The organism is Dyella humicola (assembly GCF_026283945.1).
Taxonomy (GTDB): Bacteria; Pseudomonadota; Gammaproteobacteria; order Xanthomonadales; family Rhodanobacteraceae; genus Dyella; species Dyella humicola.
Genome location: NZ_JAPDPC010000001.1, coordinates 2,300,353 through 2,316,303, shown reverse-complemented (window position 1 = coordinate 2,316,303; position 15,951 = coordinate 2,300,353). Strand labels below are relative to the sequence as shown.

Annotated in this window: 16 protein-coding genes and 1 pseudogene; 8 read left to right on the top strand and 9 right to left on the bottom strand. The window is 60.4% G+C overall.

What is annotated here, in order from left to right:
• Entirely contained in the window at positions 1-849 is an 849-nt protein-coding gene (gene cyoA / locus OUZ30_RS10320; protein ID WP_425601495.1) for a ubiquinol oxidase subunit II, read from the bottom strand.
• A gap of 259 nt (positions 850-1,108) precedes the next feature.
• Here cyoA and OUZ30_RS10315 point away from each other — a divergent pair, with 259 nt between their 5' ends.
• Positions 1,109-2,512, top strand: coding sequence for an aminotransferase-like domain-containing protein (locus OUZ30_RS10315; protein ID WP_266182170.1), 1,404 nt, complete (start codon positions 1,109-1,111; stop codon positions 2,510-2,512).
• A 60-nt stretch (positions 2,513-2,572) separates the two neighbouring features.
• Here OUZ30_RS10315 and OUZ30_RS10310 read toward each other — a convergent pair whose 3' ends face one another.
• The 5 genes and pseudogenes from OUZ30_RS10310 to OUZ30_RS10295 all read right to left on the bottom strand — a co-directional run bounded on the left by OUZ30_RS10310 (position 2,573) and on the right by OUZ30_RS10295 (position 6,523).
• Positions 2,573-3,556 carry a methyltransferase gene (locus tag OUZ30_RS10310; RefSeq protein WP_266182169.1) on the bottom strand — a complete coding sequence of 328 codons (984 nt, stop codon included), beginning with the start codon at positions 3,554-3,556 and terminating at the stop codon, positions 2,573-2,575.
• Positions 3,557-3,934: 378 nt separating this feature from the next.
• Positions 3,935-4,621 (bottom strand): LysR substrate-binding domain-containing protein, encoded by a 687-nt coding sequence (locus OUZ30_RS10305; RefSeq protein WP_266183156.1) that lies wholly within the window; start codon positions 4,619-4,621, stop codon positions 3,935-3,937.
• A gap of 51 nt (positions 4,622-4,672) precedes the next feature.
• A pseudogene (locus OUZ30_RS20375) lies at positions 4,673-4,831 on the bottom strand (helix-turn-helix domain-containing protein); the annotation flags it as partial.
• A gap of 263 nt (positions 4,832-5,094) precedes the next feature.
• Positions 5,095-5,505 carry a DUF2726 domain-containing protein gene (locus OUZ30_RS20435; protein WP_425601516.1) on the bottom strand — a complete coding sequence of 137 codons (411 nt, stop codon included), beginning with the start codon at positions 5,503-5,505 and terminating at the stop codon, positions 5,095-5,097.
• Between the two features lie 664 nt (positions 5,506-6,169).
• A complete protein-coding gene (locus OUZ30_RS10295; protein WP_266182168.1) occupies positions 6,170-6,523 on the bottom strand; it encodes a helix-turn-helix domain-containing protein in 354 nt (117 codons plus the stop codon).
• Between the two features lie 201 nt (positions 6,524-6,724).
• Between OUZ30_RS10295 and OUZ30_RS10290 the strand changes: the two genes are divergently transcribed.
• The 7 genes from OUZ30_RS10290 (at position 6,725) to OUZ30_RS10260 (ending at position 11,707) form a co-directional block, all read left to right on the top strand.
• Positions 6,725-6,925 (top strand): hypothetical protein, encoded by a 201-nt coding sequence (locus OUZ30_RS10290; protein WP_266182166.1) that lies wholly within the window; start codon positions 6,725-6,727, stop codon positions 6,923-6,925.
• Positions 6,922-7,983, top strand: coding sequence for a replication initiation factor domain-containing protein (locus OUZ30_RS10285; RefSeq protein WP_266182165.1), 1,062 nt, complete (start codon positions 6,922-6,924; stop codon positions 7,981-7,983). The genes OUZ30_RS10290 and OUZ30_RS10285 overlap by 4 nt, the downstream gene beginning before the upstream one ends.
• Positions 7,980-8,264: a single-stranded DNA-binding protein gene (locus OUZ30_RS10280; RefSeq protein WP_266182164.1), complete on the top strand. Its 285-nt coding sequence runs from the start codon at positions 7,980-7,982 to the stop codon at positions 8,262-8,264. The genes OUZ30_RS10285 and OUZ30_RS10280 overlap by 4 nt, the downstream gene beginning before the upstream one ends.
• Before the next feature lie 202 nt (positions 8,265-8,466).
• Positions 8,467-8,712 (top strand): hypothetical protein, encoded by a 246-nt coding sequence (locus OUZ30_RS10275; RefSeq protein WP_266182163.1) that lies wholly within the window; start codon positions 8,467-8,469, stop codon positions 8,710-8,712.
• Between the two features lie 10 nt (positions 8,713-8,722).
• Positions 8,723-10,252 carry a hypothetical protein gene (locus tag OUZ30_RS10270; protein ID WP_266182162.1) on the top strand — a complete coding sequence of 510 codons (1,530 nt, stop codon included), beginning with the start codon at positions 8,723-8,725 and terminating at the stop codon, positions 10,250-10,252.
• A 1-nt stretch (position 10,253) separates the two neighbouring features.
• Complete coding sequence (locus OUZ30_RS10265; RefSeq protein ID WP_266182161.1) at positions 10,254-10,553, top strand: DUF2523 family protein; 300 nt, start codon at positions 10,254-10,256, stop codon at positions 10,551-10,553.
• A gap of 2 nt (positions 10,554-10,555) precedes the next feature.
• Complete coding sequence (locus tag OUZ30_RS10260; protein WP_266182160.1) at positions 10,556-11,707, top strand: zonular occludens toxin domain-containing protein; 1,152 nt, start codon at positions 10,556-10,558, stop codon at positions 11,705-11,707.
• A 1,807-nt stretch (positions 11,708-13,514) separates the two neighbouring features.
• Here the strand turns inward: OUZ30_RS10260 and OUZ30_RS10255 are convergent.
• The 3 genes from OUZ30_RS10255 to OUZ30_RS10245 form a co-directional block, all read right to left on the bottom strand.
• Positions 13,515-13,835 (bottom strand): hypothetical protein, encoded by a 321-nt coding sequence (locus OUZ30_RS10255; protein ID WP_266182159.1) that lies wholly within the window; start codon positions 13,833-13,835, stop codon positions 13,515-13,517.
• A gap of 436 nt (positions 13,836-14,271) precedes the next feature.
• On the bottom strand, positions 14,272-14,604 hold the full coding sequence (locus OUZ30_RS10250) for a hypothetical protein (RefSeq protein ID WP_266182157.1): 333 nt from the start codon (positions 14,602-14,604) through the stop codon (positions 14,272-14,274).
• 154 nt (positions 14,605-14,758) lie between these two features.
• Complete coding sequence (locus OUZ30_RS10245) at positions 14,759-15,943, bottom strand: zonular occludens toxin domain-containing protein (RefSeq protein ID WP_266182156.1); 1,185 nt, start codon at positions 15,941-15,943, stop codon at positions 14,759-14,761.
• Positions 15,944-15,951 lie beyond the last annotated feature (8 nt).

Genomic DNA, 15,951 nt, shown 5'->3' with positions numbered 1-15,951 from the left:
TCACAGGTGCGGCAAGTTGGCGCGTGGCGCGGAGGGCAGGGGGCGAAGGGACGGCAGCACCGACCCACAGAACTCGCCGGCCTTCGGCATGGTCATGTACTGGTTGAGCACCGCCTGGAACAGACTCGGGTCCACCGCGGCATAGACGGTCGGTGCGTAGCCGTTGCTCGGCTGGGCCAGCGCGCGATAGCCGTCGCGCGAGAGCTTCAACGGCGATGCCTTGGCCTGCTGGACCCATTGCCTGAATTCGATATTCGACATCGCTTTCGTCTGGAAATGCATATCGGAGAAGCCGGACCCGCTATAGGCGGATGACTGGCCGGCGTAGACGCCCGGGACATCGGCGATCAGGTGCAACTGCGTCTGCATGCCCGCCATCGCATAGACCTGGCTGCCAAGGCGTGGAATGAAGAACGAATTCATGATCGAATCCGCGGTGAGCTCAAAATCGATCGGCGTCCCGGTGGGTATCACCAGCTGGTTGACCGCGGCGATGCCGTAGTCCGGATAGATGAAGAGCCACTTCCAGTTCAACGCCACCACCTGGACGCGCACTGGCGCTACATGGGAGTCCAGCGGCCGATACGGATCGAGGCTATGCGTGGTGCGCCAGATCAGCACGCCAAGGAAGGCGACGATCACACAAGGGATCGTCCAGACTACGATTTCGATTGGTGTCGAGTGCGCCCACGTGGGCGCGTAAGTCGCCTTGGTGTTGGTGGCGCGATAACGCCAGAAGAAGAACAGGGTCAGTGCGATGACCGGAATCACCACCATCAGCATCAGCCCCAGCGACAGCAGGATGAGGTGACGTTCCTGCATGCCGATGTCGCCCTTCGGATCGAACAAGGCGAGATGGCATCCGGCGAGCAGTCCGACCGAACCGATACTGAGGACTCGGGCAAGGCGGCCAGGCGAGGGGAGGCGGCATGCCCTGAGGTTCCACAGGGCGGCCCGGGTACAGCGGGCTAAGCGGGCAAACATTGAGGGCGCACCAAAAGCAGGGGGAGGGGCATCCGAACCTGGGGTCTGCGGGCAGCTTGCATGGATTCCCGAGGATTCATGCGCGCATACTAGTCGTCGACAAAATCCATACATCGGCGACAAAATGCCTCGGACAAGATCCATACAAGGACCGCCTGGCGCGCTTGACTGGACCGGCGCACTGAACGGGCAGGGTCCCCGCTATCAGCGGGTGATCCGCTTTCTGGAGCGGGCCATTACCGACGGCCAGTTGCGGCCGGGAGATCGCTTGCCACCTCAGCGGCAACTCGCCGAGCAGCTCAATCTCGACCTGACGACGGTGACGCGTGCCTATGCCGAGGCGCGTGCGCGCGATCTGATTCATGCGCGCGGCGCCTTGGGAACTTTCGTGTCGGTGCCGAAGGTAGAGCTGTCGCCCGTTATCGACTTGAGCATGAATATTCCGCCGCCACCCGTGGGAATCGACTTCACCGATCTCTTGAAGCGCGGCATAGCGCAGGTATTGACCTATACCGACGCCGACAAGCTGATGAACTATCAGCCCAGCGGAGGTGGCAAGGCAGAGCGAGCCGCGGGAGCGCAGTGGCTGGCACCCATGCTGGGGCTGGTGGATCCCGCACGTATTGCGGTAACGCCGGGTGCTCAGGCTGCCTTGGCTGGCCTGATCCTGGCGCTCACCCAGCCGGGCGATAGCATTCTCACCGAGGCAATGACTTATCCCGGCTTGTTGAGTGCGTCGCGCGAGTTAGGCCGAACGCTCAAGGTGGTGGAAAGCGATGCGCATGGCATGACTCCCGATGCACTGGAGCGAGCCTGCCGCAATCACCAGGCAAGCGTTGTCTACCTCAATCCAACACTTCAGAACCCTACCACCACCACCATGCCCGCGGAACGTCGGCGCGATATTGTGCGAGTCGCCGAGCGGCATGATCGTCAGATCATCGAAGACGACCCCTATTGGCTATTGGCTGAGGACGCGCCATCGCCGCTGGTTCATTGGGCGGCTGATCGCGTGCACTACATAGCAACGTTGTCCAAGTGCCTCTCGCCCGGGTTGAGAACGGCCTATGTGGTGTCGCCAAGCGATGCGGCTCAAGGCGACCTGCTATCGGCGCTGAGGGCCATCACACTCATGTCGGCTCCCTTGGCGACCTCACTGGCTACCCAATGGATTTACGACGGTACCGCGGGAAACATTCTTGAAGGCGTGAAGGCCGAGGCAAGCGCGCGGCAAAAGCTCGCCGAGCAGATTTTCCGCGGCACCGAAAGACGCTGGCCACGCACGGCCATTCATATGTGGATCGAACTGCCTGACGTGTGGACACCTCAAGAACTGGCTATCGCGGCGCGCATGGAAAGCATGGCCGTTACGTCTTCGGATGCGTTCTCTGCCGGCGCAAGCAACGCACGGGCGATTCGTGTTTCGCTGGGTGGGGTGAGAGAGCGGCACCACCTTGAGCGCGCGCTACGGAAACTCGCGGGACTTCTTGAGCGAAAGTCCACGCCCTTCGATCGCTTCTTGATCTGATCGGTTCGAGGAAGCCATAGGCATGGCTCAATATGCCTACATGACAGGGCACAACGAGCCCTACTTGATGCCGATGACCATGGAGTCCGGGCCAAGCAATGGCTCGACACGCGTCTCGCGGAAGCCCGCCTCCCTCATCCATTCGCGGCACTCCGCGCCGGTATAGTCAAAGCCGCCCGGCGTTTCGAGGAGCATGTTCAGGCTCATCAGCAGGCCGAAGGCATTCTCCTTGCGCTCATCGTCGATGATCGCGTCATAGACGATCAGGCACCCATCAGCGGGCAGCGCGTCATAGCACTTCGCCAAGAGTGCTTTCTTTTCCGCCAGATCCCAGTCATGGAGGATGTGCCCCATCACCAGCACATCCGCCGTGGGGCAGGGATCCTTGAAGAAGTCACCCGGGTAGAAGCGCAGCCTGTCCTGAAGCCCATGTGACGCCACGTAATCGTCAAAGACGGGTGCAACCAAGGGCAGGTCGAAACCACCCCCGCGCAAGTGTGGATGAGCAAGCGCAATCTGCACCGGGCAAGCCCCTTGCGCAGCGCCGATATCGATGAACGTACGGTAGTTGTGCCAAGGGAATTTCTGTGCGATGGCCTTCGCCGCACCCAGGCTCACGCCGGTCATCGCATGAAGGAAATTTCGCAGCGAAGCTTCATCGCGATAGAGCTCGTCAAATGGCGAGCCTTCGTGCTTTGCCGCATTCTGCGGTTCGCCAGTGCGCAGTGCCTCGGTGAGTAGACCCCAGTGGGCATAGAGGCGCGAGTTCATCATCTCAAGAAGGCCGCCCACATAGCTGGGCTTTGCCTTGTCCAGGAACAGGTCCGCGTCCGGGGCATTTCGGTACGTATCACCTTCTCGCCCCAGGGCACCCAAGGCAACCAGGGCGTCGAGAAAGTCACGCGAAGACCTTGGGTGCAGACCAATCACAGCTTCAAGCTCCCTCGCCGTTCGACCACCTCTGGCCAGATGCGTAAACACACCAAGCTCAACGGCGGAAAGCATCGTTTTGGCGCCCCAAAAGCCCATGCCCAGCTGCAGCAACCGAGCAGGCGTGAGCTCGTCCACTTGGGTGGGGTTGTTGATGGTTGTTGCGCGAGAGGCGTGTGGCGTGTGCTTCATAAGCCCTCCAGGTGGACGCGTCGTAAAGCGCCAACCCCTGACTTTGAGGCGCCATTCCGCTCACGTGCGTTGTTGTGGAGGAGGGAATTTAACGCTGCTCATGCACGCAAAAAAACACAACTTAAGATGCTCGAACCAAGGTCATAGGCCGTTCGTCACCGATTGATCAAGCATGCTTCATTGAAGCGAGGGGCAAGACAGCCTCGTAGACAAATTGAAGTTTTCGCCGGAGCACTTCGACGCGACCACCTGGCGCCACCGCTTTGGGAACTACCGCGGTTCCCATCCTGTGGCCCTGACCTAAGAGGTTTCCGGACTTTCATAACCAAGACGCTGCCGTAGGCGCGGCGTTGCAAAGTCCAGAAATGCACGCAGCTTCAACGCTACGTGGCGCTGCCTTGGATACACCAGGCTCGCGGGCATGGGTGTTGGTTCGAAAGCCTCGAGCAGCCGCACCAACGCGCCGGAATTCAATGGGTCGGCGACCTGGTCCGATAGGACCCGGGCAATGCCGGCATCGGCGATCGCGGCGCTGACCGCGGCTTCAGCTGAATTCACCGTGAGGCGCGACGCTACTTGGATCAGCTGGGAAGTTCGTTCGAAGCGAAACTCCCATTTGTCTGCGGCAGAGTAACCCTCGTAGGTAATGCATTCGTGTGAGACAAGATCGTTTGGGTCCATTGGGACGCCACGCGATGCCAGGTAGGCAGGGCTGGCGCAAAGCACGCGACTGATGAGTGCGATGCGCGTGGCGATGATGTCGCTATCCGGAAGCTCGCCCAGGCGGACCGCGACATCGACATGTTCCTCGAGCAGGTTGGTGACGCGATCGCTCAACTGAATACGGGCGCGGATCTCCGGATAGGCCCGCAGAAACTCTACCAACACAGGGACAACATGATGGCGGCCGATGACCAGCGGCGCGCTGATGACCAACTCCCCTTGAGGCGATCGATACTCACCGGATGCCGTGCGCTCGGCTTCCACGAGGTCTTCCAGGATGCGCCGGCACGAGGCGACGTACTCGCGGCCCGCGTCGGTCAGGGTGAGCTTTCGCGTGCCTCGGAGTAAAAGCCGGATACGGAGGTGTTCCTCCAATTCCGATACACGACGACTTACGGTGGCCAAGGGGATGTGCAGTTGGCGACCGGCTGCGGAAAGGCTGCCCGTGTCCACCGCCGCGAGCAGGATTCTCATGGCTTCGAGTCGGTCCATAGCCTCTCACCTATGGAAAGGTTTCCTACCGAATTTACTGGGTAGTGAGCTCAAGGTGCGAGCGTTCGGCGACTCGCAACCCGACACCATCTCGGCGCGCGTCGATCCGAATGCTACCGTGGTCGCGCGGCTTGCGTCGGCCGCCGCCTCGCGCTTTGGCTCAATCCGGACCCGAACAATCTAGCAGCGCTGTACGCCATTCTCGATGACCGGGCCCGGCTTTACTACGAGCACCGTCTGGCTGCCTAGGCCGGATCGCCACTCGCTAACCCTGCTTTGCTTCTCGTCGCTGGCATAGGGGTAGGGGCTATCTGATTCTGAAAGAGAGCGTCTTCTTGCCAGCGGTCTGCGCTAAGGCGAACCACCTGTATCCCCGCGGAAGCCAGGGCGTCATCCTTCACGGCGTCCGCTTTCTGCTGGCGAGCCCTTTGGTGCGTGGGTCCATCGACCTCGATGACCATCAGCACCTTGTGTGTTGAAGGATCGTAAATAACGAAGTCAACGTACTTCTGTGCAATTTGCCAGCGTTCCGAGCCGTTTGTGCTCTGTTTCGCAATGGGCTCAATGATCGCCCCAAGGGCGACTTGTGCCAGCACAACGGCCCCAGGAAATCGCAATTTGAGCTTGAGGTAGACCAGCCATTCCGTTTTGTTGATGAGCTGGCGTTGCCTGTACTCGTATTTCTTTCCCCGTTTTCCAGGGGTGCCCGCTTATTCTTGCCCACGATCTTGAGGATCGCTCCGAAGACGAGGGCCGCGACCAGTAGCAGCAGTAATCCTTCCATGGGTGCATTCCTTGACTGGGCCGATCTGGGCGGCCCAAGTATACGCATGAAGAAAACGCCCCATTAGAGGGGCGTCCGTGGCTAGAACCAGGGCAGTGCAGGCCAACGGTGCTGGGTACACCAAGCCGTAGGTGTGGACGGCCGTCCGGTGGCCTGCGGGGGGCCGTATGCGTTCTGCGGGTCATTGACCCAGGCGAGAAATCGCTTGGCGTTCTGTGGCGTTAGCCTGGGGCCAGTTCTGCCGCTAAACGGCGGAATGAGTTTGTTGCCGCGCATCTTCCAGCCCGACCAGTCGCCGGCAAAGTCGTGGCGACAATCCCGGCGATCCGCGAGCATCTGAGCGATCTCGCGCACAGTGATGGTCAACCCAGACAGCGCGCGCAAGGTCAGGGAACGGGGATCGAACGTCCAGTTAAAGGATATGGGCCGGTTCTTGCAGGAACTGGGGTGTCCCAGAGGAAGCGAGGCGAAGGCCAAACCAAATCAGGGAACGCCTAAAGCTCCGTGTGAGCCTCCTGATACGGCCACCCATAATTTTACATAATATACAGAGTGCCCGAATTATGGGCGTAAGAACTTGCATGCGCGTGGGCAGGGAATAGCCCCACAGCAAGGGTCAGCACGGCAGCCGCTTGTGCAAGTCGAAGCCACACTTTCCTAACCGCCGGGCTCCGGGCTCGATCCGCTTCAATACGGGGAAGCCAATGGGCCAGCGATTCCCCGGTGGCTGCGCACATCACTTCGATGATGTCCGCATCGGGATGATTTTCCCCATTCCGCCACTTGCTCACCGCTTGCCTGGAGACGCCTAGAGAAACGGCGCAGGCATTATCGGACGTGATCGAGCTAGCGACCTTGTACTTGTCCAGCAGCGTTAGTGTGGCGGTCATGTCCCTCACCTGTTGACAGTGGTGTCCCGTACCACTATACATGTGCCCACTGTCCCGTGATACGGGACATTGACTAAGGGCACTCATGGACGTTCTTGCCGCACTCCCGTTCGTTCTCGCCGCCTTCTGGGCCGGCACCATCGTCTCCCCGTTTCGCGACCTTGCCGCCCGTCAGCGCGCCACGCTGGCAGGGGTGCGCGCATGAGCATCGTGCTAACCGAAGGCCTGCTGGGGCAGGGCATGAACCGCGATCAGATCGTGCTCTGTGCCGTCGAGTGTGAGAAGGCACTCACTCTCGAATCCGTCTACGTCTCCGTTGAGGACTGGTCGAGCGCCGCCGTGTACGCGGAGCGTGCCGAGCAGGAAAGCTCCTGGGCCTTCGAATTGGCGGTGTGCGCATGAGCGCCGCCGCTGTGGTCCCGACGTTTAACAAGGGACTAAAGTCTCCCCCGGTTATCCCGCCGTCCGAGGACCGCGTAGCCGCGATCATCGATTATCTGACGGTGACTCTGCCGCTTGATGCGGTGAAGGAAATGCTCGACGGCGACAAGGCCATGTGTTCCGGCCTGGACGCGCAGCACGAAGACTCACAGCGCGAAGTCGCACAGATGCTCATCAGCCATCTGGGCCTGGGCATCGAGGTCAATGGTAGTCGTGGCGGCTTCCGCCATTTCTACGATCACCACTTCAAGCTGCACACGCCCGAAGCCGAGCCGTGTGGCCTCATTGCCTTCGGTGGTGAACGGCAGCACCACACCATCATGATCCAGATGACAGGCGCGGGCTGCGCCCACGTCGCGGCGTGGGGCAGGGTCCGCGAACGTCTCGAAGCACTCCGCGCACGCATTACCCGCGTGGACGTTGCACACGACGACTACGAGGGCCGCTACAACGTTGAGCACGCCATCAAGTGGCACGGCCAAGGGCTATTCACCACGTCCGGCCGGCCACCTGCCTTGCAGGTGGTTGGCTGGGACGATGGCAGCGGCAAATCCGTCTACATCGGCAAGAACACCGGTAACCAGCAGCTCGTCGTCTACGAGAAGGGCAGGGAGCAGGGCGCACGCGACGATGACGAAGGGGTTAACTGGGTGCGCTGGGAAGCACGCTTCGGCTCCGCGTATCGCGATATCCCGCTTGACGTGCTGACCGATCCGGTGGCCTACCTCGTCGGCCACTATCCGCCGCTTCAATACTGGATCGAGGCCGTGTGCAGCCGCATGCGGACATCCAAGGTTCGCGCCGCATCGAACCTCGCGCACTCGATCCGCTGGGCACGCCGTCAGTACGGCAGCCTGATCAATTTGCTCGCTGAGCATCTTCCGGAGCCGGAGCTATTCGCCCGGTTCATTTCTCGCCACGTCGCCAAAAAGACGCCCCCGCCGTGGCTCAAATCCAACCCGTTCGGGGCATCTGTCATTAACGCGGCCATCGAGGGCCGCATGGAGCTATCGCCATGATCCGTATTCTCATCAAGTCCGACAACGTTCACACCCGCAACGGCAGCGGCAAAGCCGCTGGCAAGGTGTTCCGCCACCAGGCCGGCGCGATCGACAACGGCAACGACTTCCCGCAGCCGTGCCGCGTGCCCCTGGACGAGCATCAGCCGCCTTACCCGGCAGGCGTCTACACCCTGACGCCCGCGAGCTTCTACGCGGGCGAATACGGCGATATCGAAGTGTCCCGCAGCTACAAGCTCGTGCGCGTCGAAGAGAAGGCCGCAACGCGAGCAGCAGCGTAATGGCCGCGCCGGTTCTGACATGCGTGCAGTTCGATCCGGCGTCGCAGACCTGCATGCAGCAAGCATGGGTAGAACCCCCGCCGAGCGTATTCCCGTCGCTCTCGGCGGCGGACGGCCAGATGATCGGGTTCGCAATCATTGCGGGCTGCGTGGTCATTTGGGCGTCCAAACTTCCTCGACGGGCTTAAACGAGAGGTGATTTATGAAGCTGAAGGCAATTGCGCAGGTTGCGCGTGAGAAGTTCGACAACACCTGCCGCCGCGTGGCTGTGGGTAGTGGTTTGGTCGCGTTCGGCGGCATGGCGTTCGCTGCGGGTGATGAGGTCGATGTGACCGACGTGCTCGCCAAGATCGCTGCCGGCGTCGCTGCGGGCCTGTTGGTGTCGGTCGCCATGACCGGTGCCATCCTGGGCATGAAGGCGTCCAAGCTGCCGCGTCGCGGCGGTTAAGGCAATGAGGATGGTCGCTTCCGCACTCGCGGCCATCCGCCGCATCGTGGGGCTGCTGTCTGCCTGCCGGGATTCGGCTCGCCGAACCCGGCTGACAGCAGCCCCCACACCTTGGAGGAATCCGCATGGCCGGCTATATCGTTCTTTTGGCTTACCTCATGTTCGCGGCAGTTTTGGTGCGCTGACACTGCTACCGCTGCTTGTGTTTCTGGCAGCGGGCCTGTTTTCGGAACCCGTCCGCGCCGCGACTCCGTATCCGAGCTATTCGGAGGCAATGGCGCATTGTCAGACCGTCAATGCGCAGCTAGCGCAGGGGTCCGCGTGTGTCGAGGTTCCGGCGAGTTGTTACATCACGCTGTTCTACCCGGACGGAAAAACGATCTACAACAGCTACAGTTATCCGTGTGATTCGGTGCCGTCGAATCCGTGTACGGCAAATGCGCCGGGTATGTCGGGCGGCTTCGCCGGCAAGATCACGAGCACGATGACGTGGTGTAAGGGCGGCGTTCCCACAGGGAAGGGCACTACCGTTTCCTGCACGATGACGTTCACCCCGTCAGGCGTGCCCACGTCGAATCAGTGGGGCTCCTGGCATACCGCGGGAACGCTCGCGCCAAGCGGCGATACGTGTGACGGCAGCGGCGGTGCTGGCAACGGCTGGAAGAACCCCAGCGGCCAGCCGGACCCGCTTCCCGTGCCTCCTTCGCCGGACTCCACGCCGCCTACGACGCCCGCGCCGAAAACCTGCGGCGGCGGCAGCTGCTACGACCCGGCGAGCGATCAATACTGCGCAACCGTGGGTAGCTCGCAAATCTGCGTCCCCGGTTCGCAGGCACGAAATTCCACGGGCGGCTGCGCGTCGTCGGGCGATTCGACGGTGTGCGCTGGCTCGCCTAACGCGCCGCGTCCACCGAGTGGAAACATTCCCGATCCTGCGGGTTCGTTGAACAACACGGACAATTACACGCAAGCCAACCCGAGCACGGGCGGCAATATCACCGTGCCGGTGAACACGTACACGAACCCGGGCGGGCAGACCTCTACGAGCGGCCAGAAAACGGGCGACATTGGGCCGCCTACGACTGGCACGGGCAAGCCCGATTGCAAGCCGGGTGATCTGTGCAACGACCGTTACATCGGTGCGTCGTGTGACGGCGATCCTTCGGTAGCCGGTGATCCGCTGCTTGGCGCCATCGCCATCGATATGCACCACGTGCGTTGCCAGGGCGACAAGCAAGGCCTGAAGGCTTCCGACTTCGATGGCGCAGATCGGTCCAAAGGTGACGATCATTCACCGGATGAGGTCTTCTCCGAGGGCTCAGGTTCTGGCACTGGTGATGGCCTCGCGGGCCTGGATAGCACCGGTTTCCTCGGCGGGCATGGCGTTTGCCCCGGTTTCGCACCCATCGAGTATCTCGGCATGAACATTCTTCCATCCGATGGCATCTGCCGCACGGGCGAAATCTTGTCCGCGTTCATCCTTGCCATGGGCTATGCCGTGGCGGCGCTCATCACGGCGCGCATGAAGTCGGGAGGCTGACATGGGTGCTGCCGTTCTCGCCATCCTTGAAGTTTCCATGGCGGCGCTGTCGCGCCTGATTGCATCGAGGGCAGGGCAGTGGGTACTGCAAATCCTCCTGTTCTTCGGCATCAATTTCGTGTCGAACAAGTTTGCAGCCGACCCGATCAAGGCGGGCTTGGCACGGGCATTCGGCGGCATGACCGCTGACGTTCTCGGGTGGGTTGGCTTCCTCCAAGTGGATGCAGCTTTGACCATCATCATCAGCGCCTATGCGGCAGCATCGCTGACCAACTTCGCTATTCAACGGATGAAGAAATAGCCATGCTGTATCTATTCACAGGCACGCCCGGTTCCGGTAAGACGCTCTCCGCGATGGAGTTCATCGAGCAGCAGCAGAAGGAAAACCCGGACCGCATCATCTACTCGGCGAACATCACCGGCATGCGCTTGCCGGGCGTGGTGCCGCTCGACGATGAGGGCGTGCTTAGTTGGCACGAGCACTGCGAGAAAAACTCGCTCATTGTGGTCGATGAGGCTCAGCGCTATTGGCGAGCGCAGCGTTCCGGCGAGCCGTCCAAGGCCATCATTGAGATGGAGACGCACCGTCACGACGGCATCGACATCGTGATGATGACGCAGCACCCGACGTTCCTGCATGCGAACATTCGTAAGCTGATCAACGTGCACGTGCATCTCTCGGCCTATACGAAAACTTCGGCGCTTCGCTGGGAATGGCGCGAGTGTCACGACGATGTGCAGGACAATGCACTGCGCAACGAAGGCGGTTTTAGTGAGTGGCACTACCCAGCCCGCCTGTACGAGTTCTATGACTCGGCCACCATGCACACGAAGCGCGCCAAGCGCCCGCTTAAACAGGTGCTCGGGCGTCTTGGCCTCGCATTTGCTGGCCTCGTGGCACTCGGCGGTCTTGGCTGGTTCGCCTGGGCGATCCACGACTATCAGAAGAACCACGCGGGGAAGCTGACCGAGGCTCCCTCCACGCCCCAGGCGCAGGCTTCGCCGTTCAGTGGCTCGGCTGGCTCCAAGCCGAACGGCTACGCCACCACGCGCGAATACGTGGCAGCGCAGATGCCCCGCGTTATCACGCAACCGTGGTCTGCCCCGCTTTACGACGGCCAGGCCGTCACGCAGCACCCGCAGATCTTCTGCGCCTCCGAGGTCAAGCCCGGTAAATGCCGCTGCATTACGGAGCAGGGCACGCGCTATGTGATGGAAGAGGACGTGTGCCGCGACATTGTTGAGAACGGCGGCGCTTACGATCCGTTCAAGCCTGACCGCCGCCGCGACGATGTACCGCCTCCGCAGCCCTCACAGCAGGCCGCAGGCGCTATCGGACAGGCCACCCCTGTGGTCATGGAATCCAGCGGCTGGAAAACCGGCGTAGGCCCTGACAGCTACCAGCCACCCGGCTCGATGCCTTGGAACGCCGATCCGTGGGGCTCAAAGAGGTAGAGCCGAGTGCCAGCCCTTGCGGCGATGCCAGTCACTCGGCAAGCTGGGAAGGTCCGCTTTCGACCCAAAGCGGACATTGCCGAGATACCAAGTCAGGGGACGTATGCGTTCATTACTTTTGATCGGATTGCTCTTGGTCAGCGGGGTTACCGCAGCTTCACCATGCGACTTGGTTAGGCGTGACTTGTCGGAATCGCAGAGGACCGAATGGGCTGGCGCCATCGCAAGGCAGCTCAACGTAACCAGTGTGACGGTTCTCCAAGCCTTCGAGATGAGCGACTGGAAGATCATTTACGTCGATGCTCCAAGCTCTGATCCACCTTTCATCTTCTTCCATGGCGCGCCCGACAAAGTGCATTACGTCACGCTGTGGAGTGGCGGAGCCCGGGCCGATGAGGAGGCCAGTATTCGTGCTTGGGCGATCAAAAGTGCCCCAGGAATACCATCGGATCTAGCAGAATGCTTTGCTTGGCACGTAACCAAGGCTCGCGATCTTTAGACTAGAGGTTAGGTCCGCTTTCGACCCGGAGCGGACAGAATTGATGGCAACGACACTGGATAATCCGCGACATGAATTCGCTCACTATTTCCAGCTATACGGATAGCCCCCGTGTTACGGGGTGGTCTGGACATGCCGGGTCAGAGCTGCCGAAGCGCCTGCGGCGAGCGTTGCAGGTGTCTCCTCGCCAGATTAGGTTGATCGCGCAGCGAGTGATGTCGAAGCAACCCATGACCATCGAAGGGATCCGAGAGTCCGAAATGGAGGGCCTTCGCATGATCCTAGAGACCCTCGGCGCGGAAATTGAGGCTGGCTAGGCTAATAATTTAAGGTCCGCTCCCGACCCATAGCGGACCTTTTTTTGGGGCTTTGAAGACAGGGTGATAGGGCTCCTGGATAAAAAAGGCCCCGGCATAATTGTCGAGGCCTTGATGACGTTACTTCCAGGGCAAGTGATGCAAGAGATGCCGGCATATCTCCCAAATCAACCAGTACTCATGAAGCTTTATGAGTGGGGAGATAACCTAGTCTGCCCATTTATAAGCTGCGTGAATTCGGCGGAACCACGCCCAGCGCTTCTACTGGCGGCGTGCCGGCTTTTTCTTTCGCGTCATAAGAATTCCTCGAAATATAGGTTTTTGATAAGTGCAACGTCTATCAACCGTCCATTAATCAGGCGGTTGCCAACCGCCTATAAGTTCAACGGTTGTAAGCCGTCTATGGGGTTAAAACCGCCCCTCACAAGAGCGTGATTGGGGTGTAGGGGTGAAACCCCTACGGATACGCCCTTTTGCTGTCGTGGAAGCCACCACCGACATATAGCCCGCTCCTGCGGGCTACGTGGTCCGACCCGGCCTACCTTCCTCATCCATCCCCGGAAAACCCGCTTTTGATACCCTGCCTGAAAAGGACAGGGAATTCTCATGCGAACAACGGATGTCGTGCTTTCGCTTCTTACACTCGTCGCCGTAGGGATGGGTGTTGCGGCCTATCGGGCGTGGAATCCATCTACCCAGGTGGAGGCTGAGCACACTCCAACATCACGCCCGCCTTTGAGTGATCCTTACGCCGGCATGGTGCATCTGGCGAACGGAAGCTGGGTCTATCCGGATGCGCACTGTGTGGGCGATCGAGTCTACATACACGGCCAACCGAGCGATGCGCCTGCGCCCGGCGAAGTTAGCGGCTACATGGACGTTCAAGGCAACATGCATATTTGCGGCGCAACGGAGTCAGTAATGACACCGATTCCCGATGCGCCCACGCTCCTGGCTGATCAGCGTTGCGTAGGCGGCGTTGTCGTTCAAGTCAGAGGGAACGTGTATACACAAGTCGTAGACTCGGCCGGCCGCGTGGCACGTTGCGAGGACAGGACTCACGGCTCGGTTCGTTAACCCACACCAAGAATAGTTTGGCGTTCTGTGGTGTGAGTTTTGGTCCGTTCTTGCCGGTGTGCGGCGGAATGAGCTTATTGCCGCGCATCTTCCAGCCGGACCAGTCGCCGGCAAAGTCATAACGACAGTCACGGCGATCCGCGAGCATCTGGGCGATCTCGCGGACAGTAATGGCCAATCCAGACGGCGCGCGCAAGGTCTGGGAACGGGGATCGAAGGTCCAGTTAAACGACATGGGCTGCTTCCTGCAGGAACGGGGGGGTTCCAGAGGAAGCAAAGTGGCTGCCAAACCGCGCCAGGGCGTGCCTGAAGAGTCGCGCAAGCCTGCTGACATAATTTGACATAATATACATTATGCGAAATTAAACATGGTCCGACGCGCCCTTGGCACGGCCCTCGCTTGGCTACGCTCCCTCACGCATGGAATGCGTCAATGTCCCGCCGCCGTACCCGTTTGACCTGGCTGTACAACGAAAACCGCCAAGAGTTCACCACGCCCGCAGGCCGCGTCATCTCACTGCATGAGATCGCGGCCTTGTTGCAAGACCAGCTCACCAGCACTCACGACTTCCAAGGACCGTGGATCGGCTGGAAAATGCGCGGCCGTGCACTCGTACCCCCAGGCGGATCAATCAAGGGCGCAAACATCACGCCAGAGAACGCCCGACAGTTCAACCGGTGGCTCTCGGCTGCACAAGCCGATGCACAGGCATCAGACAACGCACGATCTGGCCACCAATGGTCGTTCCCTGAGGTCCACGCGGACCATTCCAAATCATCAAACCATCCCGGCAAACCGCATTCGCGCCATCAAACGCCGCCACATCAGTTCCAGCCTCAATCGAGTACAGGCCCATCGGCACAGGTGGCAAATCTGGCAGATTATCGACGCCAACGAGAGCCGAGCCCGAAACCTGAGCAGGAAACCAAGCCCGGTAAGCGGCGACGCCCATCACGACGGCGACGAGTATGAAAGCCGACAACACCAAGTCCACTTTGCGCATAACCATCCCCTGTCCTGTCCGAACAGGGTATCAAAAGCGGGTTTGTCGGGTGGCAATGAAGGCAATCTCAGTAGGTGAGACGCAGGCCGGCAAACGCAGCAACACGCCACACACCTAGATCAACGGCGTATCCGTCCTGCGGACAGCAGAAACACTACGGCGACTTACTCCCGCCACTGCCGAAGGGATCAGAATTCCAGGCGTGATACTCAGGCGGGGTGTATGCAGTAGCCGTCTGACGATCCTTGTGCGGCCCCACAGCGCCCTCTTCCGAATACACACCCGCCACCCCCTGCCTGCCGGGCGGCAAAGCCGCTTCCCGGCTGGCAGGGGGTTGGGAGTGTGTGCCCCCATCATCAACTGCGCCACCCGAACCGCCTACAGGCGAAACGAAGGGGTTGTACATGCCGTTGGCGACAATCAAGCGGCACTGTTTCACAGCCACCTCGTAGCGAGTCCCCTGCTCCGTATTGCAACTGCACCGACCATCGTCGGCAGCGATACAGAAAAGGCGAGGACTCGCCTGGACGTCCAAGTGGTCGAACATCGGAGCCGACCACGGAACGCCGGGAACACGCGGCGTCATCCACTTGGCGAAATCCTTATTACGCAACGCATCGGACTGAGACACAGAGGACGAACCGGAGGATGAACCCACAGAAGCCTGCACAGCCTCAGACGGCTGCGTCAGCTTGTGCATACGATAAGGAATGATCACCGCCAGAGCCACACCAGCAACAGCGAGCGCGATAGCAAAGTAAACAATGCGCGGCGTCCGCACCTTCATTGTGTGTAGAGAACTGGACTTGTAGAGATCAAACACTTCCTTCGGCAGCGGGTCGAAGGACATTTGCCCGGTCTTCTTAGCCGTGCGTGCGTCAGGATCGTCCATGCAGCGTTGCCACGTAAACGTCTGACGAACACCCTTGGCCCGCCTCACGGCATGCACATGATGATCGACCAGCCGACGCACATAGGCGCTCATGTTGGCCGGGTGCTGCGTAGTCAGCAGAAAATCCATGCCGTAGTGGCGGACCTTCGTAATCCGCTGCACCCAATCCGCAGGACGCCCGTTGTCCTTCGGCATCAACGCCAGCGTACCCGGGAATGAACCATCCTCCTGGCACTCATCAAGACAGATGATCGAACCGGGCGGAAGCTCCCACCACTTATCGAGCATCTCCTTCGTCAGAGTGATCGCCAGACCTTCCTTAAGACCGTTGATACCGTACTGAAAGACAGGACGACCCGGCTCCTTTTCCTGCAATTCAGTGATGCGTTTGACTAACGTAGCCGTCTTCCCGGCACCCGGCAAACCCGTGAACAACGCGACCGGCATAACGCCCC